The sequence below is a fragment of the Clostridium sp. genome, from assembly GCF_030532265.1.
Classification (GTDB): Bacteria; Bacillota; Clostridia; order Clostridiales; family Clostridiaceae; genus Clostridium.
Genome location: NZ_JAUNLM010000029.1, coordinates 1 through 26,108, shown reverse-complemented (window position 1 = coordinate 26,108; position 26,108 = coordinate 1). Strand labels below are relative to the sequence as shown.

Below are 26,108 nucleotides of genomic sequence, written 5' to 3'. Positions count from 1 at the left end.
ATATTTAAATAAAAATATTTTAAGATTGTAATTTATATTTCTAACTTTTTATTTGGTATAAACTTTAAATTATTTAAATTTTTAAAGCTTAATTTAAAGTTTAAAGCCTATTAATATAATTATATAATTTTTTTATGAAAATGAATAATATCTAAAAATATATTTGTAAATTAAAGTAGTAGTAATTTATTACTATTTACAATAAATTATAAATTAATATTGACAATGACAAATAGGTATGTTAACTTTAATTAGTAAACCGCTCACGATAGGGTTTTTTGTCAAACAAAGAATTATATCTTTGTACCCGTAGTGGCGAGACCGTTATGAGGAGGTGTTTTAATGTACGCAGTAGTATTAACTGGAGGAAAACAATACAGAGTTCAAGAGGGAGACGTATTATTCGTTGAAAAATTAAACGCTGAAGTTGACTCACAAGTTGAATTAACAGAAGTATTAGCTGTTTCTAATGGAGAAACTTTAACAGTTGGAAAGCCAATGGTTGAAGGAGCTAAAGTTGTTGCTAAAGTTGTAGCACAAGGAAAAGCTAAGAAAATTACAGTATTCAAGTATAAGGCTAAAAAGGACTACAGAAGAAAGAATGGTCACAGACAACCTTACACTAAATTAGTTATCGAAAAGATCGAAGCATAGTCAAATGATTAGTGCAAAGATTTTAAGAAAAAAAGATAATATAATAGGTTTCATTATAGATAGTCATGCAATGCCAGAAGACAGAGATTTTAATAATGATGTTTTATTGGTAGGAGAAGCTTTTGATATGGTTTGTAACTCAGTTTCAGTCTTATCACAAAGTGTTCTTATAGGTATAGATGAAGTTTTAAAGCTTAACTGTACATATGAAATGGCTGATGGATACCTTAAATTAGACTTAACTGATTTTTCGGAAGAAGAATTAAAGCAGTCTCAGGTTTTACTTAAAACTTTCGAGAAGAGTCTAGAAAGTGTAATTTTTAGCTTGGATGAAATGTTTGGAATTAATAAACGTAGAGAATATATAAATTTATTAAAAGAGGAGGTGTAGTGACATGATGATAATGAACCTTCAATTATTTGCCCACAAAAAAGGGGTAGGTAGCTCAAAGAACGGTAGAGATTCTGAGTCAAAAAGACTTGGTGTTAAATCAGCAGACGGAGAATTCGTTTTAGCTGGAAACATCATCGTTAGACAAAGAGGAACTAAAATCCACCCAGGAAACAACGTTGGAAAGGGTAAGGATGATACTCTATTCGCTAAAATCGATGGAGTTGTTAGATTCGAAAGAATGGGAAGAGACAAGAAGAAAGCTTCTGTTTACCCAATGAACGTAGAAGTAATAGCTGAATAATAGTTATTAATATAAAGCACCCATGAATTTGGGTGCTTTTTAAATATAAAAAAAGATTTTTAAAATGTATTTGTAATCTTTTTTTGTTTATATATAACGGTATTATGATATAATTAAGAAAATATTTTATTTGAATATATTTAATTTATTATCTATGGAAATAATACTAAGAGGAATATAAATTTTTTGCAGATATATTTTAAATTTAAAAAATAAATTTTCACAAAAGGAGAGGTGAAATTATGAGCATGTTTATAGATAAAGCCAAGGTCTTTATTAAATCTGGTAAAGGTGGAGACGGTAATGTTTCATTTAGAAGAGAAAAATACGTTCCACTTGGTGGTCCAGATGGTGGAGATGGTGGTAGAGGCGGAAGTATTATCTTTAAAGTTGATACAGGAATCACTACATTAATGGATTTTAAATATAAGAGAAAATTCGTAGCAGAGCCAGGAGAAAATGGTGGCGGATCAAAATGTTACGGAAAAGATGGAAATGATCTTTATATAAGAGTACCTTTAGGTACAATTATAAGAGAAGCTGAAAGTAATAAGATTATATGTGATCTTTCAGAAAAAGACGATGAATATGTTGTATTAAGAGGTGGAAAGGGTGGTAAAGGAAACTGTAAGTTCTGTACACCTACAAGACAGGCACCAACATTTGCTGAGCCTGGAATGCCTGGAGAAGAAATGAACATAATCTTAGAGCTTAAATTACTTGCAGATGTTGGTCTTTTAGGATTCCCTAATGTAGGAAAGTCAACATTCTTATCAATGACAACAAAAGCAAAACCAAAGATAGCAAATTATCACTTTACAACATTAAAGCCAAATCTTGGGGTTGTTGCAGCTGAAGGTGTAGAACCATTTGTTATGGCTGATATTCCAGGAATTATTGAAGGAGCAAGTGAAGGTGTTGGTCTTGGTCTTGAATTCTTAAGACATATAGAAAGAACAAGATTATTAGTTCATGTTGTGGATCTTTCAGGAATTGAAGGAAGAGATCCTTTTGAAGATTTCTTAAAGATAAACGAAGAACTTAAAAAATATTCTGTTAAACTTTGGGATAGACCTCAAATAGTAGTTGCAAATAAAATTGACCTTGTATTTGAAGAAGGTGTATTTGAGGAATTTGAAAGAAAAGTTAAAGAATTAGGATTTGATAAAGTATACAAAATGTCAGCAGCAACTAGAGAAGGTGTTGATGAAGTAATTAAAGAATGTGCAAGAATGCTTAAAGAAATTCCTATAACAGGACTTGAAATTTCAGAAGATGAAAGATATGTACCAGATGAAAAGAGATTTACTTATGATGTTAGAGTCGAAGAAGGTGACGAATTCGATACTTACTATGTATTTGGAAGTTTCGTAGATAGACTTTTAAGTGCAGTTAATGTAAATGATGCTGATTCATTAAGATACTTCCATAAAGTATTAAAGAATAAGGGAGTATTAGATAAGTTAAGAGAAATGGGAATCAAAGATGGTGACATGGTAAATCTTAACGACTTTGAATTTGAATATATACTATAGGAGGATTTTAGATGTTAATAGGAAAACAAAGAGCTTACTTAAGAGGGTTAGCTAATGATATGCAACCTATATTTCAAATTGGTAAAAATGGAATAGAGGAAACTTTTTTAAATCAAGTAAGAGATGCTTTAGAAAAAAGAGAACTTATTAAAATAAAAGTTTTAGAAAATAGTGGGCTTGAAGCTAGAGAAGCTTCAGATTATATATGTGAAAAGTTAAAATGTGAAGGTGTTCAGGCGATTGGAAGTAAGATAGTTTTATATAAAAGATCATCAAAAAATCCAAAAATAGAAATACCAAGAAAAGCTAAAAATAGAAAGTAATGAAGAAGTATGGGATTATAGGAGGAACCTTTGATCCTATCCATAACGCTCATCTTTACATAGCTTATGAGGCTAAGAAGAGATTAAACTTAGATAAAATAATATTTATACCAAATGGAAGTCCCCCACACAAGCTAAATAAGAAGGTAACGGGGGCTTCTTTGAGGTATGAAATGGTAAAGGAAGCTATAAAAGATTTTGAGGATTTTGAGGTTTCAGATTATGAAATAGAAAAAGAAGAATTAAGTTATACTTATAAAACTTTAGAGTATTTTAATAAGGATAATGTTGAGTTATACTTTATAACGGGAGCAGATTGTCTTGTAAGCTTACATAAGTGGAAAAATGTAACTGAAATATTTTCTTTATGTAATTTTGTTGTATTTACAAGACCAGGATTTAAAGAAGCAGATTTAAAAAAGGAAAAAGAATTAGCAGAGAAGAAATACAATGGAGAAATTATATTTTTAAATGTACTTGATTTAGAAATATCTTCAACAGAAATAAGAAAAAGAATAGAAAATGGGGATAGAGTAGATTTTTTTGTACCAGAAAGGGTAATGAAAGTTATTGAAAGAGAAAAGCTTTATTATAAGGAGAAGTAATATGGATTTTAGTTATATTTATGATTACTTAAAGGAAAATTTAAAACCTAAAAGATATATGCACACTTTAGGTGTTGTATCTACAGCTAAAAAATTAGCTGAGTTAAATGGTGTAGATGAGTATAAAGCAGAACAAGCTGCGCTTTTTCATGATATTGGAAAGAATTTATCAAAAGAAGAATTATTAAAAATTATTGAAGATAATAATATAGAATTAACGTTAACAGAGAAAAAAACACCAGAGCTTTGGCATGGAATAGTGTCTAGAATAATTGCCAAAGAAAAGTTTAATATAGATGATGAAGAAGTACTTGAAGCTATGAGATGGCATACTACAGGTAAAGAAAATATGAGTAAACTTGAAAAGATTATTTATATTGCAGATATGATTGAACCTTCAAGAACTTATGATGGAGTAGATAAAATCAGAAGTGAAGTTTTAAAGGATTTAGATAGTGGAGTTCTTATGGGGATGGAACACACTATAAAATATTTACTAAGTAATGGCCAACTTATAGATATAAATACTATTAAAGCAAGAAATTATTTAGTTATGAATAAACTTTAACTTAAAATTATATTGGGGGGAACTAAAGTGGCAGATGATAGGAAAAATGTAGATCCTAGAAGAAGAAAAAGGATGGCAGAAAGAGAAGAAGTTATTAGGAGAAGACGTTCTAACAGAGAACAGGAGTTAAGAAGAGGGAGATCAATTCCTGCAAATGATGCAAGAAGAAGAGTTGATGATGGAGTAATTTCAAGAAAAAAACCTCAAAAGAATCAAAGATTAAAGGATAAGCCTTCTAAGAAACCTAAAAGAAAGAAAAAAATTACTTTTAAAAGAATAATAGGAATAATAATTGCTGCTATACTTCTAATTACATTAGTCACTGGAGTTAGGATTGCAATGCTTTTAGATAAAGTAAGCACAGATAATATAATAAAACCTAATCCAGTTCCAATGAATCAAACTGTAAATATTTTAGTTCTTGGATTAGATGTTGGAGATGTTAATAATCCAAATGATGAATCAATAAAAAGAACAGATACTATGATGCTTATAAATTTTAATCCACAAACAAAAAAAGTAAATATAGTATCTATACCTAGAGATACTATGATTTATATAAATGGACGTAGGTGGAAGATAAATGCAGCTTACCCTATAGGGGGAGATGAAAGAGTAATTAAAGAAGTACAAGATATTTTATCCGTTAATGTAAATTATTTAGTTAAGGTTAATTATGCAGCATTTAGAGATTTTATTGATGCAATAGGTGGAGTTGATATGAAAATAAAATATGATATGGACTACACTGATAAATCTCAAAATTTACGTATAAAATTTAAAAAAGGAACTGAAGAACATTTAGATGGTAAAAGGGCTGAAGAGTTCTTTAGATGGAGAAAAAATAATGATGGAACAGGGCTTCCAAATGGAGATATAGATAGAATAAAAAATCAACATGAATTTTTAGCTCAAGTTGTTAAGAAGTGTGCAACTCCGGCTATAATATTTAAAATGCCTAAAATACTTAAGGTAATGGAAACAAATATTGAAACAAATATGCCAGGAACTACTATATTCAAATATGCATTGAAGCTTATGACATTAAAAGCAGGAAATATAAATATGACTACAATAAAGGGAACTCCACAAATGATTTCAGGTCAGTCATACTTTGTATTTAATAAACAAGCTAATCAGCAACTTATAAATTCTTTAAATTCAAATGGCGATAGTGGTCCAATATCACCTCAAGATGTAAGGATTAAAGTATTAAATGGTACAAAAATAAGTGGATTAGCTGCAACTTATAAAGTTCAACTTAACCAATTAGGATATACTAATGTTGATACTGGAAATACTAATCTTGTAAAGCAAAGTGTTGTTATGGTTAATAATGATAATATAAAATCTGAGCTTCAAAAGAAGTTTACAGCTATAAATAAAATTGAATCTATAGATTCAAGATATGAAGAACCAGGATATGATGTAATAATTGTACTTGGAGACGATGCTAAAAATTATTAAAGGTTAAACCTAGGAGGATTTTAGGGATAGATGAATACCTTAGAGAAATGTGTAACATCAAAAGATAATGGTGTGAATATAAGAGATTTTTTAAAAGATGAACTTGGATTATCTTCAAGACTTATAAGAAGATCAGCAAGAGAAAAAAGAATTTTTGTAAATGATGAAGCTGTAAAGATGAGTTTTAATCTTTCTGAAGGTGATAAAGTTAAAATAAATTTGGATAGAGAAGAAAGTCAAGATATAGTACCAGAAAAAATGGATTTAGATATTGTTTATGAAGATCAAGATATCTTAGTAATAAATAAAAGACCTTTTATGGTGGTTCATCCAACTAAGACATATCAATCTGGAACTTTAGCAAATGGAGTAATTAATTACTTTAAAGAAACAGGTCAAGGATGTATTGTAAGACTTGTAAGCAGACTTGATATGAATACATCAGGGCTTATTGTAATAGGTAAAAATCAATATGCACATATGGCTTTATCAAAGGATATGAAAGAAAATAAAATGCAAAAGCGATATCTTGCTATAGTTCATGGAAATCTTAAAGAAAAGGAAGGTACTATAGACCTTCCTATATATAGACCAGAAAAAGAAGATGGCTTTAGCAGTATAAAGAGAGTTGTTGATGAAAGAGGTCAAAGAAGCATAACTCACTATAAAGTATTAGAAAGTTTTAATGGTGGAGATTTAGTTGAATGTCTTTTAGAAACAGGAAGAACTCATCAAATTAGAGTTCATTTATCAAGTTTAGGTCATCCTATATATGGAGATTTTCTTTATGGAGATGGAGATAATGAGTTGGATCTTATAAATAGGCAAGCACTTCATGCATATGGATTAGACTTTGAATCTCCAAGAAATAAGAAACCTTTAAGTCTTAGAGCTGAAATGCCAGATGATTTTAAAGAACTTATAGAAAAGATAAAATAATATTATTTTAAGTTAATCTGTATTTAGTATAAATCTAAAAGGTTGCTTACTTAAAATAATTTTAATTAAAACTATTTTAATTCAGAATAATAAAGCTCTGAATTTTGAATATTTAATAATAGAAGAATATATGATTAAATAAAAATAACACCTAATAAGAGTAGTCAATCTTATTAGGTGTTATTTATCTATATAATTATTTATTATATAAAAATTAAGGTATTTAAATTTTTGTTTTATAAAGTTATCTTTTTCTATTTCTTATATGTTTCCACTTTTTTTCAAAAGCTAATTTTTTTCTTTTCTTTTTAACATATATAATTCTTAAAATTAGTAAAACTAATATTGTTAAAGTAATAGATAAAGGAATTATAATAATTTTATTTCTATTAAAAAGCTCAGTAATTGCTATTTTAAAATTATATTCTCTATCTATTCCACTTAATAAATTAACTTTAGTTAATAAATGACCATCAACAAGTATATCAGCAGTTGTTATTGTTTCACCTAATTTTAATGGTTTTCTTTTTATATTTTTAGGTAATTCGTATTGTAAAGTAGTATTTACCTTATTAATTTCTGAATTTGGAGCAGAGATTAATATATCTCTATCTATGTATATAGGCAAATTCATATTATTATTTAGTTTTATATTTTCTATATTTTGATTTTTTTTGTATAAGCTAATTTCTGTAAAGTTATTAAAACCATAATCTAAAAGGCTTGCCATGTCTTCAAAGTTTTTATTTTTATCTTCAGCCTTTAAGAAAGTTGCGATTAAAGTTCTATTATCTTTTTGTGCTGATATTACAAAAGTATGTCTTGCTACATCTGTATAACCACTTTTACCAACAAGGGCATATTTATAATAATATTTTGAGTTTTTATTTATTAAGTGATTATGATTATTTGCCCATCTCTTTTCTTTATCTAAGTTACTTGGTGGAAGTTCTACTGATATTTTTCTAGATATATTAATGTAATCAGGATTTTTAATTGCTTCTTTTAATATTAGAGCTAAATCATAAGCTGTTGATACATGTTTATCATTTGGTAGACCACTTGGATTTTCAAAATTTGAATCATTGCAACCAAGAGCTTTTGCTTTTTCATTCATCATTTTTACAAAATTACTAGTTGTTCCTCCAACATATTCAGCTAAAGCTTCTGCGCAATCATTTCCTGATTCTAATAGAAGTCCTGTTAAAAGAGTTTCTACAGTAAACTTTTCACCTTCTTTTAATCCGATTGAGCTTCCATCAGCAAATGGTGGGTTTTTACCAACTGTAACTACATCCGTTAACTTAGCATTATCCAAAACAACCAAAGCTGTTAAAACCTTTGTTGTTGATGCAGGAAATTGCTTTTTATTAGCTTCTTTTGAATATAATACTTGCCCTGTCTTAGCATCCATAAGAAGTGCTGATTCTGCATTTAAATTTGGAGGTTTTTCTTCAGCAAATGCATTAATAGTAAAAACATTAAGTGAAATCAATGCTAAAAATAAAAATCTACATATAATTTTAAATGTGTTTTTCATAATTTCTCCTTGTCTTTAAATTTATGAGAATATTGTAACAAAAAAAATATTCTTAATCCACAATTTTGGAATAATTTGTTTCTAGAATGTGAATAATTAGAAAAAAATGTTATTAAGGTGATTATATGAAATTAGATAAGAGAACTTTAGGTTTAATAAGTTTAGCAATTATAATAGGTGGATTTTCTTTGTTTTCATATATAAATGGAGGTAGAGAAGATTTAAATGGTAACAAAGGTCATGAAGAAATGTTTGTAGATGAAGAAGCAAAGGATGTAAGTAAAAATGATAATAAAAGTGAAACTTCTGAAGTTTTTAAAGATAATGAGAAAGCAAAAGATAATAATGTAGATAATGAGGAAATTTCATTAAAAGATAGAAGCATTGCTGTAGATATAAAAGGAGAAGTTATAAACCAAGGAGTTTATTATCTCAATGAAGGAAGTATTGTTGAGGATTTAATAAAAAAGGCAGGTGGAGTAACAAAAAATGCTTCATTAGAATTTGTAAATAGAGCAGAAAAGCTTGAAAATAATAAGTGTGTAGTAATTCCAAGTAAAGAGGAAGTAAAGAAAATGAAAGAAGGTAATAATGATAATAGTGAGTCAGGGAAAGCTACTTTAGATAATAATATAATAAGTGGAAGTAACAATTCTACGGTTAATTCAGGTAAGGAAAGTAATTCAAAGGAAAATAGTAAGATAAATATAAATACTGCAAGTTTAGATGAACTTGATAATATAAATGGAATTGGACCTTCAAAGGCAAAAGCTATAATTGAATATAGGGAAGAAAATGGTGGATTTAAGTCTATAGAAGATATAAAAAATGTAAGTGGAATTGGTGAAGGAACATTTTTAAAAATAAAAGAATCTATAACGGTTTAGTATAAATATAGCTTTAAATTTTGAAATTCTTAAAGGATGATGTAAAATAGTTATATATAACCTTTAAGAAAGGGTGGTAAAGTTATGATTAAATTAACAAATTATGCAAAGACTGCAGGCTGAGCAGCTAAAATAGAGCCGGGTGCTCTTTCAAATATTTTAAAAAGTATACCAAAAATGGTAGACGAAAACTTACTAGTAGGAATTGATACATCAGATGATGGAGCTGTATATAAGTTAAGTGATGATATAGCACTTATTCAAACATTAGATTTCTTTACTCCAGTTGTTGATGATCCTTATACATTTGGACAAATTGCAGCGGCAAATTCTTTAAGTGATGTTTATGCAATGGGGGGCGAACCTAAAGTTGCATTAAATATAGTATGTTTCCCAAATTGTTTAGATAGAGAAATACTTGGTGAAATACTTAAAGGGGGAGCTGATAAAGTATTAGAGGCAGGAGCTGTTGTAATTGGTGGGCATTCTGTTCAGGATGATGAACCAAAATATGGGCTTTCTGTTTCAGGAGTTGTACATCCAGATAAAATACTTAAGAACTGTGGCTCAAAAGAGGGAGATATATTAATACTTACAAAACCATTAGGAATAGGTCTTATAAACACAGCTGCTAAGGGAGAAATGGCATCAAAAGAAAGCTTAGATGAAGCTATAAAGTGGATGTCACTTTTAAACAAATATGCAGGGGAAGTTATAAGAAAATATGATATATCAGCTTGCACTGATATAACAGGTTTTGGTCTTATAGGTCATGCTTATGAAATGGCTGAAGGTTCTGATATGACATTTTGTATTAATAAAGATAATATACCTTACATAAAAGAAGCTAAAGAATATGCAGATTTTGGACTTGTACCACAAGGGACATATCAAAATAAGTATTATATACAAGATAAGTATAAGCTAGAAAATGTGGAAAGATGGCTTGAAGATATTTTATTTGATCCACAAACATCAGGTGGACTTCTTATATCATGTAGTATAGAAGAAGGTAATAAAATATTAAAAGAATTTAGAGAAAAAAATATAAAGTCTTGGATTATTGGAGAAGTAAAAGAAAAAGAAGAATACAGCATAATAGTAAGATAAAAGTTTATAAATAAAATGGAGGGCTTTTATGAATCTATTAAGAAATTTACCAAAGGTAGATGTACTTTTAAAGGAAGATGAAGTTAAAAAATATATAGAAAAACTACCTAGGAAATTAGTAGTAGAAAATCTTAGAAACTCCATAAATATTGTAAGAGAAAATATTTTAAAAATGGGGGATTATTCCCCCGTTTTTTCTTTGAAAGAACAATGTTTAATGGAGTTTAGAAAAAGCATAAAACAAATAGAAGATTTTAAATTAAAAAGAGTTATAAATTGTACAGGAACTGTAATACATACAAACCTTGGTAGATCGATTTTATCAAAACGAAGTATTGAAGCTTTAAATGAAGTTGCAAATAATTATTCAAATTTAGAATATAATCTTTCAGAGGGAAAACGTGGAAGTAGATATGATAATATTTTAGATTATATAAAGTATTTAACTGGAGCTGAAGATGCTTTAATTGTAAATAATAATGCTGCTGCAGTTCTTATAACTTTAAATACTGTATGTAATGGAAAAGAAGGAATTATTTCAAGAGGGGAATTAGTTGAAATAGGTGGTTCTTTTAGAATTCCTGAAATAATGAAATTAAGTGGTGGAATACTTAAAGAAGTTGGAACAACAAATAGAACACACATAAATGATTATCAAGAGGCAATAAGTGAAGAAACTGGTGCAATAATAAAAGTACATACATCAAATTATAAAATATTAGGTTTTACAAAAGAAGTAGAGGTAAAAGAGCTTATTAGTATTAAAGAAAAAAATAAAATACCAGTTATTTTGGATTTAGGTAGCGGATTAATTAAAAGAATAAATTTAAATGGAATAGAAGATGAAAAAACAGTTAAAGAATATGTTAATGAAGGTGTTGATATCATTACTTTTAGTGGGGATAAATTACTTGGTGGACCCCAGTGTGGAATAATTGTTGGTAAGTCTTTTTGGATAGAAAAGATAAAGAAAAATCAACTAAATAGGGCATTGAGAGTAGATAAGTTTACATTAGCAGCTTTAGAAGGAACTTTAAAAGATTATATTTTAGAAGATTATTTAAGCATTCCAACACTTAAACTTTTAACATTAAATTTAGATGCTATTGAAGATAATATAGATAAATTAAAAGACAAACTTAAATTTTTACAGAATAAATTTAATATAACAAAGGCAAAAGAAAAATCATTAGTAGGTGGAGGAGCTTTACCTACCTCAGAATTTGACACTTTTGTACTTAAGATAGATAGTAATTTAATAAAAGAAAATAAAATTGAAGAAAAACTTAGAAATAATAGTATACCTATAATTACTAGAATAAATGGGGGGAAGGTAATTATTGATGGAAGGTGCTTAATTAATGATGATATAGAAGTTATAACAGAAGCTTTTAAAGGAATTGGTGAAAGTATATGAAGACGATAATAGTTGGAACTTGTGGACATATAGATCATGGAAAAACATCACTTATAAAAGCGTTAACTGGAATTAATACAGATAGACTTAAAGAAGAAAAGATAAGAGGAATTACAATTGATTTAGGCTTTACTAATTATAAATTACCATCAGGAAATAAAATTGATTTTGTTGATGTTCCAGGTCACGAAAAATTTATAAGAAATATGATTGCTGGTATTACTGGTGTATCAGCAGTTTTATTTGTAATTGCAGCTGATGAAGGTGTTAGAGAGCAAACAATAGAGCATCTTCAAATAATAGAAGGACTTGGAATAAAAAAAGGAATAATAGCACTAACTAAATGTGATAATTGTGATGAAGAAATACAAGAATTATCAATTGAGTATATAAGAGAAGCTTTTAAAAATACAAATCTTTGTAATGTACCTATAGTTAAAGTATCAAGTAAAACAAAGTTTGGAATTGAGAATCTTATAAGAGAGCTTGAAAATCTTTTTTTAAATATTGATGATGAAGAATATGAAGAAGAATTTAGAATGGCTGTGGATAGGGTATTTACAGTTAAAGGTTCAGGGACAGTTGTTACAGGAACAATAATAGAAGGAAAGGTTAAATATGGAGATATACTTAAACTTTATCCATCATTAAAGGAAATTAGAGTTCGTGAAGTTCAAAGTCATGGCAAAAGAATATCAGAGTGTATTAAAGGTAATAGATGTGCTTTAAATATTACTAATGTTTCAAAGGATAATATAAAAAGAGGTGAGGTTTTAAGTAGTAATTTAAATTTAGAAACATCTTCTATAATAGATTGTTCTTTTTGTAAGATAAAAGAGAAGCAAATTAAAAAAGGCCATAGAGTTAGAGTATATAGTGGAACAAAAGAAGTTATAGGAAGATTATATCCTTTAGATTTAGAAAATAAATATATACAATTAAGATTAGAAAATGAAATATTAGTTAAAAAAAATGATAGCTATTATATAAGAAATTATTCACCTGTTTATAATTTAGGTGGAGGGAAAATAATAGAGGCAAAAGGTAAAAAGTTTAGAAAAGATATAGAAAAGTATAAAGATAATGTTATATTAAAGGAAAAAGGAACATTAGAAGAGAGAATATTAGATTTATTAAACAAAGAAAAATTAATGTATTTAAAAGATTTACTTAATAATATAAATTGTAATTTAGATGAAATAGATAATGAAATAAATAAATTAACAGAAAAAAAATATGTTAAAGTATTAAATTGTAATGAAAAAATTATAATCTATAGTAAACAATTAGATATAATATTAAAAGACCTTAAAATTATTCTTTCAAATTATCATAAGAAAAATCCATTAGAAAATGGAATGTCTAAAGAAGAATTAAGAAAAAAATTATTAGTAAAAGAACTTAAGATAAATGAATTTAATGAGCTTTTAAATGCTATAAAATCTGAAGATATAATAAATATTCAAAAAGGTATAGTTTCTCTAAAAGGTTTTAATAAAAGATTAGGATTAAATGAAAAAAAGTTTAAAGATGCTTTGATTACTGAATTAAATCAAGGTTTTGTTTCTGTGGATATAAAATTACTTAAAGAGAAGTATAAAATAAACGATTCATTATATTTTAAGATATTAAAGTTTTTAGAAGAAGAAAAAGACATAGTTATTTTAAATGATGGAGTTATATTAAGTTATAAATCATTTAATATTGGGAAAATAAAAATAAAAGAACACTTAAAAGAAAAAGGTGAAATAACCCTTGCTACGTGCAGAGATATTTTAAATACTAATAGAAAAATTGCACTAGCTTTCCTAGAAGAATTAGATAAGCTTCAAATCACTAAACGACTAGAAAATAAGCGTGTAATGCTTTAAGTATTAGAGTTAGAGTGATATAATTAAGAAAATTGAAGATTTTAGGGGAATTTAGGGTTAAAAGAGGAGGTAGTAATAATGTCAAAAAAAATTATAGGATTAATAATATCATCTACTTTATTATTTTCATTAGCTGGTTGTGGAAATAAAACAAATGAAATAAATGAATCAACTAATAATGCTACAAAACAAGCACAAGTTACAGAACAGCAACAAAAGAAGTTTGATGGTTTAAAAGGTTCTTGGATAATGGATTTTACTCATGATGAGTTTGTAAAAGAAGGGGACACTTTAATGACTAAAGTTGAAGACTTAACTAAGGAGCTTGAACTTGAGTATAAAAAAGAAGATGAAGTAGATAAAGTAAATGGAGTAACTGCTAATATAAAATCAATATATTTAGATAATAAAAATCCAGAAGCAAATAAATTAGAGAGTATGCAATTTGAAGAGCAACTTATTGGAGATGCTCAAGATTCAGGAAGATTTCAAATGAAGCTTTCACTTAAGTTTGATGGAGAAGGGGCTATTAAAGATGGTAAATTTAATATAGGCGATACTTCTTTAGCAAAATATTCAGCTATAATGACTGGTGAAGCTAATAGAAATTATGATGAAATAAATAAGAAAATAATGGATATAATTAAAAGTGATAAGACAGAAGGAATAATAGATAACACAATAAATGGATTAGTTGAAGAGTATGCAGTTAGTAAAAATTACATAGTTTATACAATATCAACTAAAATATATAAATTTACTAATAAGTCAGAGGGACTTAAATAATTAACTTTGGGAGGCTTTTTAATTGAGTAATAATAAAGATAATAATTTAGAAGTTAATGAAAAGGTTGAAGTTATAAAAGAAGATAACATTAAAGAAAAAAATGAAATTAAAGAAAATAAGTCTAAAATAATTGATAATGAAATTGATGAAAATCCATCATTTATAAAAACTTTATTTGCAACTATATTAGACGAGGCTATAATATTAGGTGTATCAGCTATAGGTTTAGTAATATTTGATATTTTAATAGGATTTATGGGATATATGGTTAGTGATATATCAGGAGTTCTATTGATTATATTTATAATATTTAATATACTATATAAATCTATATTTGAAATAAAGAAAAAGAGAACTATAGGAAAAAGAATATTAGCTATAGGATAAAATAAAAATTAAATGATAGGAGAGATATAAGTTAGTGAGCAGAAGAGGAAGAGGTAGAGGAAGAGAAATTACAGTTAAAATAGATAAAACTGAGTTTCCATCAGTTGGTGTTGGAATTTTAGATGACACTAAAGTATTAGTAAAAGGAGCTTTCCCTGGAGAAATAGTAAAGGCAAGAGTTAAGAAAAATAGAGAAGCTTATACTGAAGCTAAGCTTTTAGAAGTTATAGAAAAAGCACCTTATGAAATAGAACCAAAGTGTCCTCATTTTGGAATATGTGGTGGATGTTCATCACAAAATCTTTCTTATGAAAAGCAATTAGAGCTTTTAGGAGAAGAAGTTAAAGATTTATTTGTAAAAGCTGATGTTACTACTGGAGAATACGAGGGAGTAACAGGAAGCGAAGATCAATTTGAATATAGAAATAAAATGGAATTTACTTTTGGTGATGAATTTAAAGGTGGAGAACTTTGCCTTGGAATGCATATGAAAAATGCAAGTTTTGGAATAATAACTGTTGATGAGTGTAAACTTGTTGACGAAGATTTTAGAAAAGTTATAAAGGCAACAGTTGAATATTTTAGAGAAACTAATCTTCCATATTATAGAGTTATGAAGAGAGAAGGCTACTTGAGACATTTAGTTATAAGAAAAGCTAAAAATACAGGAGAGCTTTTAGTTAACTTAGTTACAACAACTCAAGTTGATTTTGATTTAACAAATTGGGCTGAGATTATTAAAGGATTAGACTTTGACGGAGAGCTTGTATCACTTCTTCATACAGAAAATAATTCATTCTCAGATGCTGTTATACCAGAAAAGGTTAATCTTCTTTACGGAAAAGATTATATAATGGAAGAACTTTTAGGATTAAAGTTTAAAATATCACCATTTTCATTTTTCCAAACTAATACTAAAGGGGCAGCAAGCCTTTATAGTATAGTTAGAGAATTTATGGGTGATTCAGATAACAAAGTTGTCTTTGACCTATATTGTGGAACAGGAACAATAGGTCAAATTGTAGCACCAAAGGCTAAGAAAGTTGTTGGACTTGAGCTTATTGAGGAAGCAGTTGAAGCTGCTAAGGAAAATGCTAAGCTTAATGGTCTTGATAATTGTACATTTATAGCTGGTGATGTTGCAGAAACTATTAAACAAGTTACTGATAAACCAGATATTATAATTTTAGATCCACCAAGAAGTGGAGTTAGTCCTAAGGCACTTGATTATGTTATAAGATTTGATGCTAAGGAAATAGTTTATGTTTCATGTAATCCTAAGACTTTAGTTAATGATCTTCAAGGTCTTATTAATGCAGGATATGTAATTGAGAGAACAAGAGTTAAGGATATGTTCCCAAACACTCCTCATGGTGAGACTGTTGTTAAGCTAATTAAGAAGTAGTAAATAAAGTTCTTGAAAATTTCTAGTTTATAGAATTTTCAAGGGCTTTTTTATTTTATTATTAAGTATAAATAATTAGAGTTAAAAAATATTTTATTTAACTTAAAATATAAAAAATAAATATAAAAATATATTTAATTTAAAAATTAATAAACTTTTGATAACATATAATTATGTTATAAAAGGGGAGGAAATATTAATATTGGGAATACAAAATATAAAATCATTAAGGTGGCTTGCATTAGGTGTAATCATAGTAAATATAGTAGCAGATTTACTATATGTTCTTGAGCAAAAAGGATACTATTTTGCTTATTTACAAGAAATAAATATAGAAATAGTAACAAGAATGACTGGATTTATTTTAATAGCTTTATTTATATCAGTGGCCTTCAATAAAACTCCTGAATTATCAGAAGAAGATAAATTTAGGATAAAAACAAAGTTAACTCCATTAATATTTTTAAATATAGTTTTTATAGTTTATATTTTAATTACAGTAATTATATTTAAGGACATGCTTTTAATAACATCTTCATTAATTATGGAAGTGGCTTATATATGCTTAATAATTTATACAAAGAGAATATACGCAACAATATTTACAGACCATAGACTAAAATGGAAAATGGCTATGGCTGGAGCTGACGAAGATACCTTATATAGTAATATACTTTGGAGATATAAAATTTGGTTTAATCCAAGGGAAGATATTCCACAAAATCGAAGAACTTTTAAAGAATATTCAATAATTTATACATTAGTATCTATATTGTTTGCATATGAGTTTGCTGACTCTATATTTGTTTTAATTTTTGCTTTAATAATATTTAAAAATATTTCTTCATTATTAGAATATTTTTTTGGGTTTTATACATCTTTAACTGGAGTGTGTACAGGTATAGAAAATTTTACAGAAAAGAGTGGAAGACATTATTATAGAATTTATGCAACTGACTTTAAGAATAAAAGAGAAATAGTATTTGAGATGTACGATACTCCTTATTTTAGTAAAAATAGTAATATTAAAGTTGTACATGGTGTATTTTCTAAGTGTGTAATAATGGTAAATAATATGCAAGTAAATTATAGATAGTATTTATTAAAAAGAGGACTTTTCAAAGGTGATAAAGTCCTTTTTTATTAGTTATAAATTTTTTAATATATTTTAGTTCCTTTGATATTTAAATTTTTAGTACATTAGAATTTATTAATTTTAAAATATTACTTAAGACTTCTGTATTCTTATCTATTTTATTATTATATTTTTTTATAAAAACAATAAAACAAAATAAATAACAGAAAAATAAATGTAAATAAATTGAAAAAATGTAAAAATAGTTATAAAATATAATTGTAAAATAATAAAAAAGAAAATAAAAGATTTAAATATATTTGGGAGGCGAGTATGGGGGAAGAAATTTATGAGATAAAGAAAAGTTCAAGAATTACTAGGCTTGTAGATAATTTATTTAAAAAGATGCCTGAAATAGAATCAGATAGGGCTAGGTTATTAACAGAATCGTATAAAATGACAGAAGGAGAACCTATTATAGTAAGGAGGTCTAAGGCATTTTCTCACATATTAAAAAATATTCCTATAATTATTAGGAATGATGAATTAATAGTTGGAAGTGCAACAATAGCTCCAAGAAGTTGTCAGGTATTTCCAGAGTTTTCTTATGAATGGCTTGAAAAAGAATTTGATACAGTTCAATTTAGAAGTGCAGATCCTTTTTATATATCAGAAGAAAATAAAGCTATATTAAGGGATGTATATAAGTATTGGAAGGGAAAAACAACAAGTGAATTAGCAACTTCTTATATGGCAGAGGAAACAATTAATGCTATAAATCACAATATATTTACTCCAGGAAATTATTATTATAATGGTGTTGGACATGTTACTGTAAAATATGAAAAAGTTTTAGAAATAGGATATGAAGGAATTATAAGAGAAGTAGAAGAGGAACTAGAAAATTGCAATGTAGCAGATATGGATTATGCTAAAAAGAGTAATTTTTTAAGGGCAGTTATTGAATCTTTAAAAGCTGTAATAGAATATGCAAATCGTTATGCAAATATGGCACGTTATATGGCAAAAAACTGTAATGATGCTGTTAGAAGAGAAGAACTTTTAAATATTGCATCAAATTGTGAGAGAGTTCCAGCAAAGGGAGCAACAAGTTTTTATGAAGCTTGTCAATCTTTTTGGTTTGTACAAATGTTACTGCAAGTAGAATCAAGTGGACATTCTATATCACCAGGAAGATTTGATCAGTATATGTATCCATATTATAAGGCAGATATTGAATCAGGAAAAATTACTAAGGAATTTGCTCAAGAATTAATGGATTGTATATGGGTTAAATTAAATGATTTAAATAAAGTAAGAGATGAGGCATCAGCAGAAGGTTTTGCAGGATATGGATTATTTCAAAATTTAATAGCTGGTGGACAGGATGCAAATGGTTTAGATGTAACAAATGAATTATCTTATATGTGTATTGAGGCATCAATGCATGTAATGTTACCTCAACCATCTTTATCAATTAGAGTTTGGAATGGAACTCCACATCAGTTTTTAATTAAAGCAGCTAAGTTAACACGTACAGGTATAGGGCTTCCAGCTTATTATAATGATGAAGTTATTATTCCATCATTACTTAATAGGGGGCTTACATTAGAAGATGCTAGAGATTACAACATAATAGGATGTGTTGAACCACAAAAATCAGGTAAAACAGATGGATGGCACGATGCAGCATTTTTCAATATGTGTAAGCCATTAGAATTAGTTTTTAGTAATGGATATTTTGATGGTGAGTTAGTTGGTATTGAAACAGGCGATATTAATGATATGAAAACTTTTGAGGATTTTTATGATGCATATAAAAAACAAATGAAATATTGTATTGAATTATTAGTTAATGCAGATAATTCAATAGATGTAGCTCATATGGAAAGATGTCCTCTTCCTTATTTATCTAGTATGGTTGATGATTGTATAAAAAGAGGAAAATCAGTTCAAGAGGGCGGAGCTGTATATAACTTTACAGGACCACAAGGTTTTGGAGTTGCAAATATGGCTGATTCATTGTATGCAATTAAGAAATTAGTTTTTGATGAAAAGAAAGTAACTTTAAAAGAATATAAAGAAGCTCTTATAAATAATTATGGACAAGGATTATCAAAGGAAAGTATTGAAACTATAACAAAAAAAGTTATAGAAAAATTAGCAAGTGAAAATAAAGAAATAAATATAGAAACAATCAAAGAAATAACAAAATCAATTTCTAAAGTTCAAAATAAAAATTATGAAAAATTACTCAATTTAATTAATGATGTACCTAAGTTTGGAAATGATATTAAGGAAGTTGATGCCTTTGCTAGAGATGTAGCTTACGTATATACTAAGCCATTACAAGAATATAAAAATCCTAGAGGTGGTAAATATCAAGCAGGACTTTATCCTGTATCTGCAAATGTTCCACTAGGAGCACAAACAGGGGCAACACCAGATGGAAGATTAGCTTATACTCCAGTAGCTGATGGAGTTTCACCGTCAGCAGGAAAAGATGTTTTAGGACCAACAGCAGCGGCAAATTCAGTAGCTAGATTAGATCATGGAATTGCATCAAATGGAACATTATTTAATCAAAAATTTCACCCATCAGTTTTAGCAGGAAGAACTGGAATTGAAGCTTTTATTAATTTTATTAGAGGATATTTTGATCAAAAAGGTAGTCATATACAATTTAATGTAGTTAGCAGAGAAACATTACTAGAAGCTCAAAAATATCCTGAAAAATATAAAAGTTTAGTTGTTCGTGTTGCTGGATATAGTGCTCTTTTTACATCTTTATCTAAGTCATTACAAGATGATATTATTAATCGTACAGAACAAAATGGATTTTAGTATATGGAATGCTTTAATATGAATTATTTAGATGTTAAGGGAAGAATATTTGATATACAAAAATTTTCAATGCATGATGGTCCAGGAATTAGAACAATAGTATTTTTAAAAGGATGTATATTTAGGTGTCAGTGGTGTTGTAATCCGGAATCTCAAAATTTTGAAGTAGAAAAGATGATTGTAAATGGTAAAGTTAAAACTATTGGACAAGATGTAACTGTAAGAGAAGTTTTAGAAAAAATAGAACAAGATAGACCATATTATAAGCGTTCTGGTGGAGGTGTAACTTTATCAGGAGGAGAATGTATGTGTCAAAGATTATTTTCAAAAGCATTGCTTCATAGTTGCAAGGAAATTGGAATATCAACAGCAATAGAAACAACAGCAGGTGTTGATAAAGCGATTGTTAAAGATATTGTTGAAGAAGTAGACACTGTTTTAATGGATATAAAGCATATTAATGGAGAAAAACATAAGAAGTTTACAGGGCGAGATAATAAAATTATTTTAGAAAATGCAAATATAATTGCAAAGTCTCATTCTAATTTAATTATAAGAGTCCCAGTAATTCCAACCTTTAATCATACAAAAGAAGAAATAAGAGAAATAGCAAAGTTTGCAAAGGGATTAAATGGTGTAAGAAAACTTCATCTTTTGCCTTATCATCGTATGGGACAAGATAAGTATACTGGGCTTAATCGTAAATATATTATGGAAGGTATTGATATTTTAAGTAATGAGTATATGAATATGCTGTTAGAAGTTGTACTAGAAGAAGGACTTGAAGGACAAATTGGAGGATAATAATTAAAATATTAGAAAATTGATTATAAATTAATGTGAATTTAATTTATTGAATTTAAAAAGTTAAGTGAAGTAATTTACTTAACTTTTTTATTTATAAAAATATAAAAGACATATAGGATTAAGAGGTATTTATATTTTATTATAAAATTAATTTCTAGCTTTTTGATATATAATTAATAATAAGTAAGGTGAAAGAAGAATTTTTGCATTGGAGATGTTAGTTATGACTATAGAAAAAAATAATGAGATAAGCTATGTAGATTTATTTAATGAATATTATAAAGATAAAAGATATATTGTTTCTGATATAGTTTTTAAAGAAAGTATTAGTAAATATATTTTTATTTTAGAATCTCCTCATAATGATGAAGTAAAGAATGGATATCCTGTTTCAGGAAAAAGTGGTATTGATATGGGAAAGTTTATGGGGATTTCTATTAATGAAAGCTTTGGAAGGTATGTTAAATTTAATCTTAATAAGGATATTTCAATTATAAATATATCAAAAGTGCCACTTCAAGAAATAAATATTTTGGATAATAAATATAAGTCATTATTAAATGGAGTATGTAAGCTTATAAGAAGTGGTTATAAAACTTTATTAAGGCATAGAGATAATGAAGCAAATATTATAGAAGAAAAATTATTAAAAGATTTTAAAATTAGATTTAATAATATAAATTCAGATAATAGAACTAAAATAATAGTTTGTGGAAAGTTTGCAGAAAGTTATTTTAATAAAATAAAGGAAGAATTAATTTTGGACGGAAGAGAGATTTTATATGTACCTCATCCCTCAAGACATCAATGGGATAATCCTAAAGGTGACTTACTTAAGTTAAGAAATATTTTTAAGTATAAACAAAGTAATAATAAAAAATAAATATTTATATGATTTGTATACTTTTTCAGAAAATTTAAATATAATTAATTATGTAAATATATGGTTTATAATGAAATGAATTTTAAAATTATAATGATTTGGGTAAAAGGGGATAGAAAATATGGGAATAACTAATATGCAGGGGACTTCAGGTTATATAGAATATATAGGAGAGAGAAAAACAAAAAAATATAGTTGTAGAAATTGTTTTAATTATGTGGATGGGGTATGTAAAGTGAAAAATATAGCTTTAGAATATATTAATGGTAATGGAAAATTATGCTCTAACTTTGATCCTATAGATAAATTTGAAAACAGAAAATATAAGAGAAAAACAAATAAGATAAATAAGATTGAAAATATAGGAAGCATTAAAAATAAAGATATATCTAATGTTATAATAAATGCTCAAAAGAATAGAAGAATAGGAAGGAATAAAAAGTTTGTAGGTAGTAAGAGTAAGGTATATATTTGTGATAGCAAAAATAAAAGTAAAGTAATAATTATTAATATGAATGATAAAAATTTAGATAGAGATCTTTTTAATAGATTATTGGATAAGCAGATATCATCAAGTGTATTGTATAAGAATGTTATATACTTAATTACACAAATATTTTAAATTTTAATAAAATATCCGATATATACAGAAGATTTACTTAAGTTAAAGAAATACTTTTATTGAGAGGTAATAATATTTTAGGAGATAGAGTGAAATATATTTTTATTATAATATATGTAAATATTAGACAGACATACTGTAAATGAAGTATTCGCAGAGTTTTTAAATAATGAAAACTTAAATTCTTCTCAAATACATTTTGTAAAACTTATAGTTTATTATGTAGTTAAAAATGTAATGAGAGATGACAATAGAGTTTTAACTGAAGATCGTTTAGAACTGTAGGTAATATAGTTGAACTTTTTAAAGATGATATTTATGTTAGAAGTAAGTTGTTAAGTACAATAAAAGAAATTAAAGAGAATGCAATAGAAATAAGTTAAAATATTATTTTATGATAAGAGGTTGTATTAAAAATATACAATCTTTTATCTGTATATTAATTTTAAGAAAATATATTGTTTATTGAAAGGAAAGTATATTTATGGATATGAAAGTATTTGAATTTTTGAATGTAGAAGCACCGAGTTCAGTTGGAGATATAAGAGAAGCACTTGATCTATTAGTAGCATCAATAGATAGTGCTATAGAGCAAGTTGGAGAAAAGTTAAATGTATCTTTTGTAAATAAGGAGTTTAAAAAGGTATCAGAATTAAATTCAAATAGTGAAGAATTATATAATATAAATAAAAGAATACAGAAAGTAATAGATGATTTAGATACAATTATAGATGAGAGAAATATAGAAGAATCAAATGAGAAAGAAGAAAGTTATGGAAAACAAATACCAAATTATAGTGATTATTTAGTAGATACAAATATAGAGCATAATTTATATGAAGATTTAACAAATAAAAGACCATGTGCATTTATGATAGAAGGTAAAAAATATGAAATTAAAGATTGGAAAGGAGCACTTACACAAACAATAAATTATTTAGCAAGTAAAAATAAAGATATTATTACAAATTTTGTTGATGATCCTAAGATGAATGGGAAAAAAGTTATTTATTTTTCAAGAGTAAAATTACCAACAATGAAATCTCCTAGAGAAATAAAAAATGCCAATATTTATGTAGAAACTAATCTTAGTGCAAATAGTATAAGAAACTTAATAATAAAAATGTTAAATAAATATAATATAAAACTTAATGATTATAAGATATATTTAAAAGCTGATTATTCAGAATTGCATTAATGATATATGTCAATTGGAGGAGAAAATATGATATTAGATGGAGAATTCTTTAGTATAAAAAGTGAAGAATATAGTAAAGATACATATGAATGTGTTGTACAAGCTGTTTCTAAATTAGATGAAATAGGAGATAAACCATTAATGATGTTAGGAAAAATACAAAGTGGTAAGACAAGATCCTTTATAGGGGTAATTTCTTTAGCTTTTGATAATGGCTACGATTTAGCAGTTGTATTAACAAAAAACTCAAATGCATTAGCAAAACAGACTACAGCAAGAATGAGACAGGAGTTTAATTATTTTATAGATGATGATATTTTAGATATATTTGATATTATGTGTATGCCTCCAAGTATGTCTAAATTTGAATTAGATAAAAAAATGATAATTGTAGTTAAAAAAGAAAAAAATAATCTACCTAAACTAATAGATTTTATAGAAAAATATGCTTTAGATAAAAATAAGAAATGTTTAATAATAGATGATGAAGCAGACTTTTGTAGTATAGGTTATGATAAGAATAAAGAAACAGATGATTTTGATTTAAGAAAAATTGCATCTCAAATAAATGATTTAAGATTACAGTTAACTTGTAAGTTTATACAAGTAACAGCAACACCATATTCATTATATTTGCAGCCAGAGACTATAAACTTGGGACAAGATAAAGATATAAAGCCTATAAAGCCAGCAAATACAATTTTAGTTCCATATGGAGAAGGATATATAGGAGGAGAATATTATTTTGATAGGGAAAAGAATCCACTTGGAGAATATTTATTTCATGCAATAGATGAAAATGAATTAAGTATTATTAAGAGTAGTGATAGAAGACGTTTTAAAGAAGAAGAGATTCTTGTGAGTGATAAGGTTAAAGGATTAAGAACTGCCATAATTAATTTTATTATAGCTGGATGTATTAGAATAATGCAAAATGGAGGCAGGCCAAGAGGTAAAAATAATAAATTTAGCTTTATAATACATACAGAGATAGCTAAAGCAGCACATAGAAGACAAGAAAATTTAATATCTGAATTAATTGAAAAATTAGAAGATGAGGCAAGATCAAATAGTAAATTATTAGACAAGTTTATTTCAGAAGGATATAAAAATATTTACGAATCTATAAAAGCTTATGGATTTGAAATTCCCAAATTACAAGAAGTAAATGAATTCGTAAAAAAGGCTATAAAAGAAGAATGGATAACTAGAGTAATAGTTAATTCAGAGAATGATATTAATGCACTATTAGATGATGATGGTCAATTAAGGCTTAGAACCCCATTAAATATATTTATAGGTGGGCAAATATTAGATAGAGGTATAACAATATCAAATCTTATAGGGTTTTATTATGGAAGATCACCTCAAAAGATGCAACAAGACACAGTATTACAACATTCAAGAATGTATGGGTATAGAAGCAAAAAAGATTTATCTGTAACTAGATTTTATACAACTAGAGATTTATATGATAGAATGTCTAAAATTAATGATTTTGATTCTAAGTTAAGAGAAGATTTTGAACAAGGAAATTTTGAAAAGGGCGTAATATTTATCAGCAAAGATGAAAGAGGTAAAGTAATACCATGTTCGCCTCAAAAAATTAGAATTAGCAATACTCATGTACTTAGACCAGGAAAAACTACAACTCCAGTAGGTTTTCAAACTGGATATAAAACATACATTAGAAAAAATATTGAGGCCATAGATAATATTATAAAGATTAATAATAATGGAAAGATAGCTGGTACATTTTCTATTAGTAAAGAGGAAGCGTGTGAGATTATTAGAAATGTATATGAATCTATAGAAATTGAAAGTGATAATTGTATTGATAAAGAGGCTTTTATATCATTAATTAATTATTTAAGCAGAGAAAAGGTTAATATTTATGTAGGTATAAATAGAGAAATATCAAGGCTTAGAAAAACGTCAAGATATTATTCTGATATGCCTTACAATAGAGATAATGATTTAAGAAAAGCTAAATTAATGGCAATATATGAGCCTACATTAATGTTAATGAAACAAACGGGAAAAGAAGTATTAGGATGGAGAGGTGCAGAGTTTTACTGGCCTGTATTAGTTACACAAGAGAATGTTAATACGGCAGTATATACATCAGAGATATTAAAATAAAAAATATATATTATTATAATCTAAAAATAGATACTATATTAAAAAATATAGTATCTATTCTATTCTTTATAAATATTATTTATGATGCATTGGATTAAGAAAAGTAGTTATATATTAGACAATATTTATAATGTACATAAATTTTAAAATTATAGTAAGTTATATTATAAGTTTTGAGTAATTATAACTATAATTAATGTAATAGTATTAAAATTAAATGTAATGTCATTTGAAAATTTTATACATACAGTAAAAGAAAGAAGTAAAAAAGGTTTAAAATAAATGAATTAATTTAAAAATATGAAATTATATATTAAATAATGTATAATATTTTAGATAAATAGGAC

At 26.8% G+C, this 26,108-nt stretch carries 24 protein-coding genes; 23 read left to right on the top strand and 1 reads right to left on the bottom strand.

Annotation, left to right across the window (positions count from 1 at the left end; genetic code table 11):
• The first annotated feature begins 342 nt into the window (after positions 1 to 342).
• From rplU to Q4E08_RS07645, 9 genes are all read left to right on the top strand, one after another.
• Entirely contained in the window at positions 343 to 654 is a 312-nt protein-coding gene (gene rplU / locus Q4E08_RS07685; RefSeq protein ID WP_024613332.1) for a 50S ribosomal protein L21, read from the top strand.
• A 4-nt stretch (positions 655 to 658) separates the two neighbouring features.
• The gene (locus Q4E08_RS07680; RefSeq protein ID WP_303129907.1) at positions 659 to 1,045 is read left to right on the top strand and encodes a ribosomal-processing cysteine protease Prp; all 387 of its coding nucleotides are present in this window, start codon (positions 659 to 661) and stop codon (positions 1,043 to 1,045) included.
• Positions 1,046 to 1,049: 4 nt separating this feature from the next.
• A complete protein-coding gene (rpmA, locus tag Q4E08_RS07675; RefSeq protein ID WP_024613334.1) occupies positions 1,050 to 1,349 on the top strand; it encodes a 50S ribosomal protein L27 in 300 nt (99 codons plus the stop codon).
• A gap of 248 nt (positions 1,350 to 1,597) precedes the next feature.
• Positions 1,598 to 2,884, top strand: coding sequence for a GTPase ObgE (gene obgE / locus Q4E08_RS07670; RefSeq protein ID WP_303129909.1), 1,287 nt, complete (start codon positions 1,598 to 1,600; stop codon positions 2,882 to 2,884).
• An 11-nt stretch (positions 2,885 to 2,895) separates the two neighbouring features.
• Entirely contained in the window at positions 2,896 to 3,207 is a 312-nt protein-coding gene (locus tag Q4E08_RS07665; protein WP_303129901.1) for a YhbY family RNA-binding protein, read from the top strand.
• Positions 3,207 to 3,812, top strand: a complete 606-nt coding sequence (nadD, locus tag Q4E08_RS07660; RefSeq protein WP_303129898.1) for a nicotinate-nucleotide adenylyltransferase — start codon at positions 3,207 to 3,209, stop codon at positions 3,810 to 3,812. The genes Q4E08_RS07665 and nadD overlap by 1 nt, the downstream gene beginning before the upstream one ends.
• A gap of 1 nt (position 3,813) precedes the next feature.
• A complete protein-coding gene (gene yqeK / locus Q4E08_RS07655; RefSeq protein ID WP_303129896.1) occupies positions 3,814 to 4,380 on the top strand; it encodes a bis(5'-nucleosyl)-tetraphosphatase (symmetrical) YqeK in 567 nt (188 codons plus the stop codon).
• A 27-nt stretch (positions 4,381 to 4,407) separates the two neighbouring features.
• A complete protein-coding gene (locus Q4E08_RS07650; RefSeq protein ID WP_303129894.1) occupies positions 4,408 to 5,847 on the top strand; it encodes an LCP family protein in 1,440 nt (479 codons plus the stop codon).
• Between the two features lie 30 nt (positions 5,848 to 5,877).
• Positions 5,878 to 6,786 carry an RluA family pseudouridine synthase gene (locus Q4E08_RS07645; protein WP_303129892.1) on the top strand — a complete coding sequence of 303 codons (909 nt, stop codon included), beginning with the start codon at positions 5,878 to 5,880 and terminating at the stop codon, positions 6,784 to 6,786.
• Between the two features lie 244 nt (positions 6,787 to 7,030).
• On the opposite strand, the gene Q4E08_RS07640 is transcribed toward Q4E08_RS07645, so the two are convergent.
• The gene (locus Q4E08_RS07640) at positions 7,031 to 8,326 is read right to left on the bottom strand and encodes a D-alanyl-D-alanine carboxypeptidase family protein (RefSeq protein WP_303129889.1); all 1,296 of its coding nucleotides are present in this window, start codon (positions 8,324 to 8,326) and stop codon (positions 7,031 to 7,033) included.
• Between the two features lie 125 nt (positions 8,327 to 8,451).
• On the opposite strand from Q4E08_RS07640, the gene Q4E08_RS07635 reads away from it, so the two are divergent.
• The 14 genes from Q4E08_RS07635 (at position 8,452) to Q4E08_RS07570 (ending at position 25,761) form a co-directional block, all read left to right on the top strand.
• Positions 8,452 to 9,213 (top strand): helix-hairpin-helix domain-containing protein, encoded by a 762-nt coding sequence (locus tag Q4E08_RS07635; RefSeq protein WP_303129887.1) that lies wholly within the window; start codon positions 8,452 to 8,454, stop codon positions 9,211 to 9,213.
• 84 nt (positions 9,214 to 9,297) lie between these two features.
• Positions 9,298 to 10,323, top strand: coding sequence for a selenide, water dikinase SelD (gene selD / locus Q4E08_RS07630; protein ID WP_303129885.1), 1,026 nt, complete (start codon positions 9,298 to 9,300; stop codon positions 10,321 to 10,323).
• Between the two features lie 28 nt (positions 10,324 to 10,351).
• Positions 10,352 to 11,740 (top strand): L-seryl-tRNA(Sec) selenium transferase, encoded by a 1,389-nt coding sequence (gene selA, locus Q4E08_RS07625; protein ID WP_303129883.1) that lies wholly within the window; start codon positions 10,352 to 10,354, stop codon positions 11,738 to 11,740.
• A complete protein-coding gene (gene selB / locus Q4E08_RS07620; RefSeq protein ID WP_303129881.1) occupies positions 11,737 to 13,611 on the top strand; it encodes a selenocysteine-specific translation elongation factor in 1,875 nt (624 codons plus the stop codon). The genes selA and selB overlap by 4 nt, the downstream gene beginning before the upstream one ends.
• A 78-nt stretch (positions 13,612 to 13,689) precedes the next feature.
• Entirely contained in the window at positions 13,690 to 14,397 is a 708-nt protein-coding gene (locus Q4E08_RS07615) for a hypothetical protein (protein ID WP_303129880.1), read from the top strand.
• Between the two features lie 22 nt (positions 14,398 to 14,419).
• On the top strand, positions 14,420 to 14,785 hold the full coding sequence (locus Q4E08_RS07610; protein ID WP_303129878.1) for an RDD family protein: 366 nt from the start codon (positions 14,420 to 14,422) through the stop codon (positions 14,783 to 14,785).
• 34 nt (positions 14,786 to 14,819) lie between these two features.
• Positions 14,820 to 16,190, top strand: coding sequence for a 23S rRNA (uracil(1939)-C(5))-methyltransferase RlmD (gene rlmD, locus Q4E08_RS07605; protein WP_303129876.1), 1,371 nt, complete (start codon positions 14,820 to 14,822; stop codon positions 16,188 to 16,190).
• A gap of 202 nt (positions 16,191 to 16,392) precedes the next feature.
• Positions 16,393 to 17,286 carry a hypothetical protein gene (locus Q4E08_RS07600; protein WP_303129873.1) on the top strand — a complete coding sequence of 298 codons (894 nt, stop codon included), beginning with the start codon at positions 16,393 to 16,395 and terminating at the stop codon, positions 17,284 to 17,286.
• Between the two features lie 312 nt (positions 17,287 to 17,598).
• A complete protein-coding gene (locus tag Q4E08_RS07595; RefSeq protein WP_303129869.1) occupies positions 17,599 to 20,109 on the top strand; it encodes a glycyl radical protein in 2,511 nt (836 codons plus the stop codon).
• 18 nt (positions 20,110 to 20,127) lie between these two features.
• Positions 20,128 to 20,913 (top strand): glycyl-radical enzyme activating protein, encoded by a 786-nt coding sequence (locus tag Q4E08_RS07590; RefSeq protein WP_303129867.1) that lies wholly within the window; start codon positions 20,128 to 20,130, stop codon positions 20,911 to 20,913.
• Between the two features lie 226 nt (positions 20,914 to 21,139).
• The gene (locus Q4E08_RS07585) at positions 21,140 to 21,799 is read left to right on the top strand and encodes a hypothetical protein (RefSeq protein ID WP_303129865.1); all 660 of its coding nucleotides are present in this window, start codon (positions 21,140 to 21,142) and stop codon (positions 21,797 to 21,799) included.
• Positions 21,800 to 21,920: 121 nt separating this feature from the next.
• The gene (locus Q4E08_RS07580) at positions 21,921 to 22,421 is read left to right on the top strand and encodes a hypothetical protein (protein ID WP_303129863.1); all 501 of its coding nucleotides are present in this window, start codon (positions 21,921 to 21,923) and stop codon (positions 22,419 to 22,421) included.
• A 484-nt stretch (positions 22,422 to 22,905) separates the two neighbouring features.
• Positions 22,906 to 23,619, top strand: coding sequence for a hypothetical protein (locus tag Q4E08_RS07575; protein WP_303129861.1), 714 nt, complete (start codon positions 22,906 to 22,908; stop codon positions 23,617 to 23,619).
• A gap of 27 nt (positions 23,620 to 23,646) precedes the next feature.
• A complete protein-coding gene (locus Q4E08_RS07570; RefSeq protein ID WP_303129856.1) occupies positions 23,647 to 25,761 on the top strand; it encodes a Z1 domain-containing protein in 2,115 nt (704 codons plus the stop codon).
• The last annotated feature ends 347 nt before the right edge of the window (positions 25,762 to 26,108 follow it).

Bases quoted from the DNA above. Each gene is read 5' to 3' on its own strand.
- rplU (WP_024613332.1), top strand. From the start codon at position 343: ATGTACGCAGTAGTATTAACTGGAGGAAAACAATACAGAGTTCAAGAG.
- Q4E08_RS07680 (WP_303129907.1), top strand. From the start codon at position 659: ATGATTAGTGCAAAGATTTTAAGAAAAAAAGATAATATAATAGGTTTC.
- rpmA (WP_024613334.1), top strand. From the start codon at position 1,050: ATGATGATAATGAACCTTCAATTATTTGCCCACAAAAAAGGGGTAGGT.
- obgE (WP_303129909.1), top strand. From the start codon at position 1,598: ATGTTTATAGATAAAGCCAAGGTCTTTATTAAATCTGGTAAAGGTGGA.
- Q4E08_RS07665 (WP_303129901.1), top strand. From the start codon at position 2,896: ATGTTAATAGGAAAACAAAGAGCTTACTTAAGAGGGTTAGCTAATGAT.
- nadD (WP_303129898.1), top strand. From the start codon at position 3,207: ATGAAGAAGTATGGGATTATAGGAGGAACCTTTGATCCTATCCATAAC.
- yqeK (WP_303129896.1), top strand. From the start codon at position 3,814: ATGGATTTTAGTTATATTTATGATTACTTAAAGGAAAATTTAAAACCT.
- Q4E08_RS07645 (WP_303129892.1), top strand. From the start codon at position 5,878: ATGAATACCTTAGAGAAATGTGTAACATCAAAAGATAATGGTGTGAAT.
- Q4E08_RS07640 (WP_303129889.1), bottom strand. From the start codon at position 8,326: ATGAAAAACACATTTAAAATTATATGTAGATTTTTATTTTTAGCATTG.
- Q4E08_RS07635 (WP_303129887.1), top strand. From the start codon at position 8,452: ATGAAATTAGATAAGAGAACTTTAGGTTTAATAAGTTTAGCAATTATA.
- selA (WP_303129883.1), top strand. From the start codon at position 10,352: ATGAATCTATTAAGAAATTTACCAAAGGTAGATGTACTTTTAAAGGAA.
- selB (WP_303129881.1), top strand. From the start codon at position 11,737: ATGAAGACGATAATAGTTGGAACTTGTGGACATATAGATCATGGAAAA.
- Q4E08_RS07615 (WP_303129880.1), top strand. From the start codon at position 13,690: ATGTCAAAAAAAATTATAGGATTAATAATATCATCTACTTTATTATTT.
- Q4E08_RS07595 (WP_303129869.1), top strand. From the start codon at position 17,599: ATGGGGGAAGAAATTTATGAGATAAAGAAAAGTTCAAGAATTACTAGG.
- Q4E08_RS07590 (WP_303129867.1), top strand. From the start codon at position 20,128: ATGAATTATTTAGATGTTAAGGGAAGAATATTTGATATACAAAAATTT.
- Q4E08_RS07585 (WP_303129865.1), top strand. From the start codon at position 21,140: ATGACTATAGAAAAAAATAATGAGATAAGCTATGTAGATTTATTTAAT.
- Q4E08_RS07580 (WP_303129863.1), top strand. From the start codon at position 21,921: ATGGGAATAACTAATATGCAGGGGACTTCAGGTTATATAGAATATATA.
- Q4E08_RS07575 (WP_303129861.1), top strand. From the start codon at position 22,906: ATGGATATGAAAGTATTTGAATTTTTGAATGTAGAAGCACCGAGTTCA.
- Q4E08_RS07570 (WP_303129856.1), top strand. From the start codon at position 23,647: ATGATATTAGATGGAGAATTCTTTAGTATAAAAAGTGAAGAATATAGT.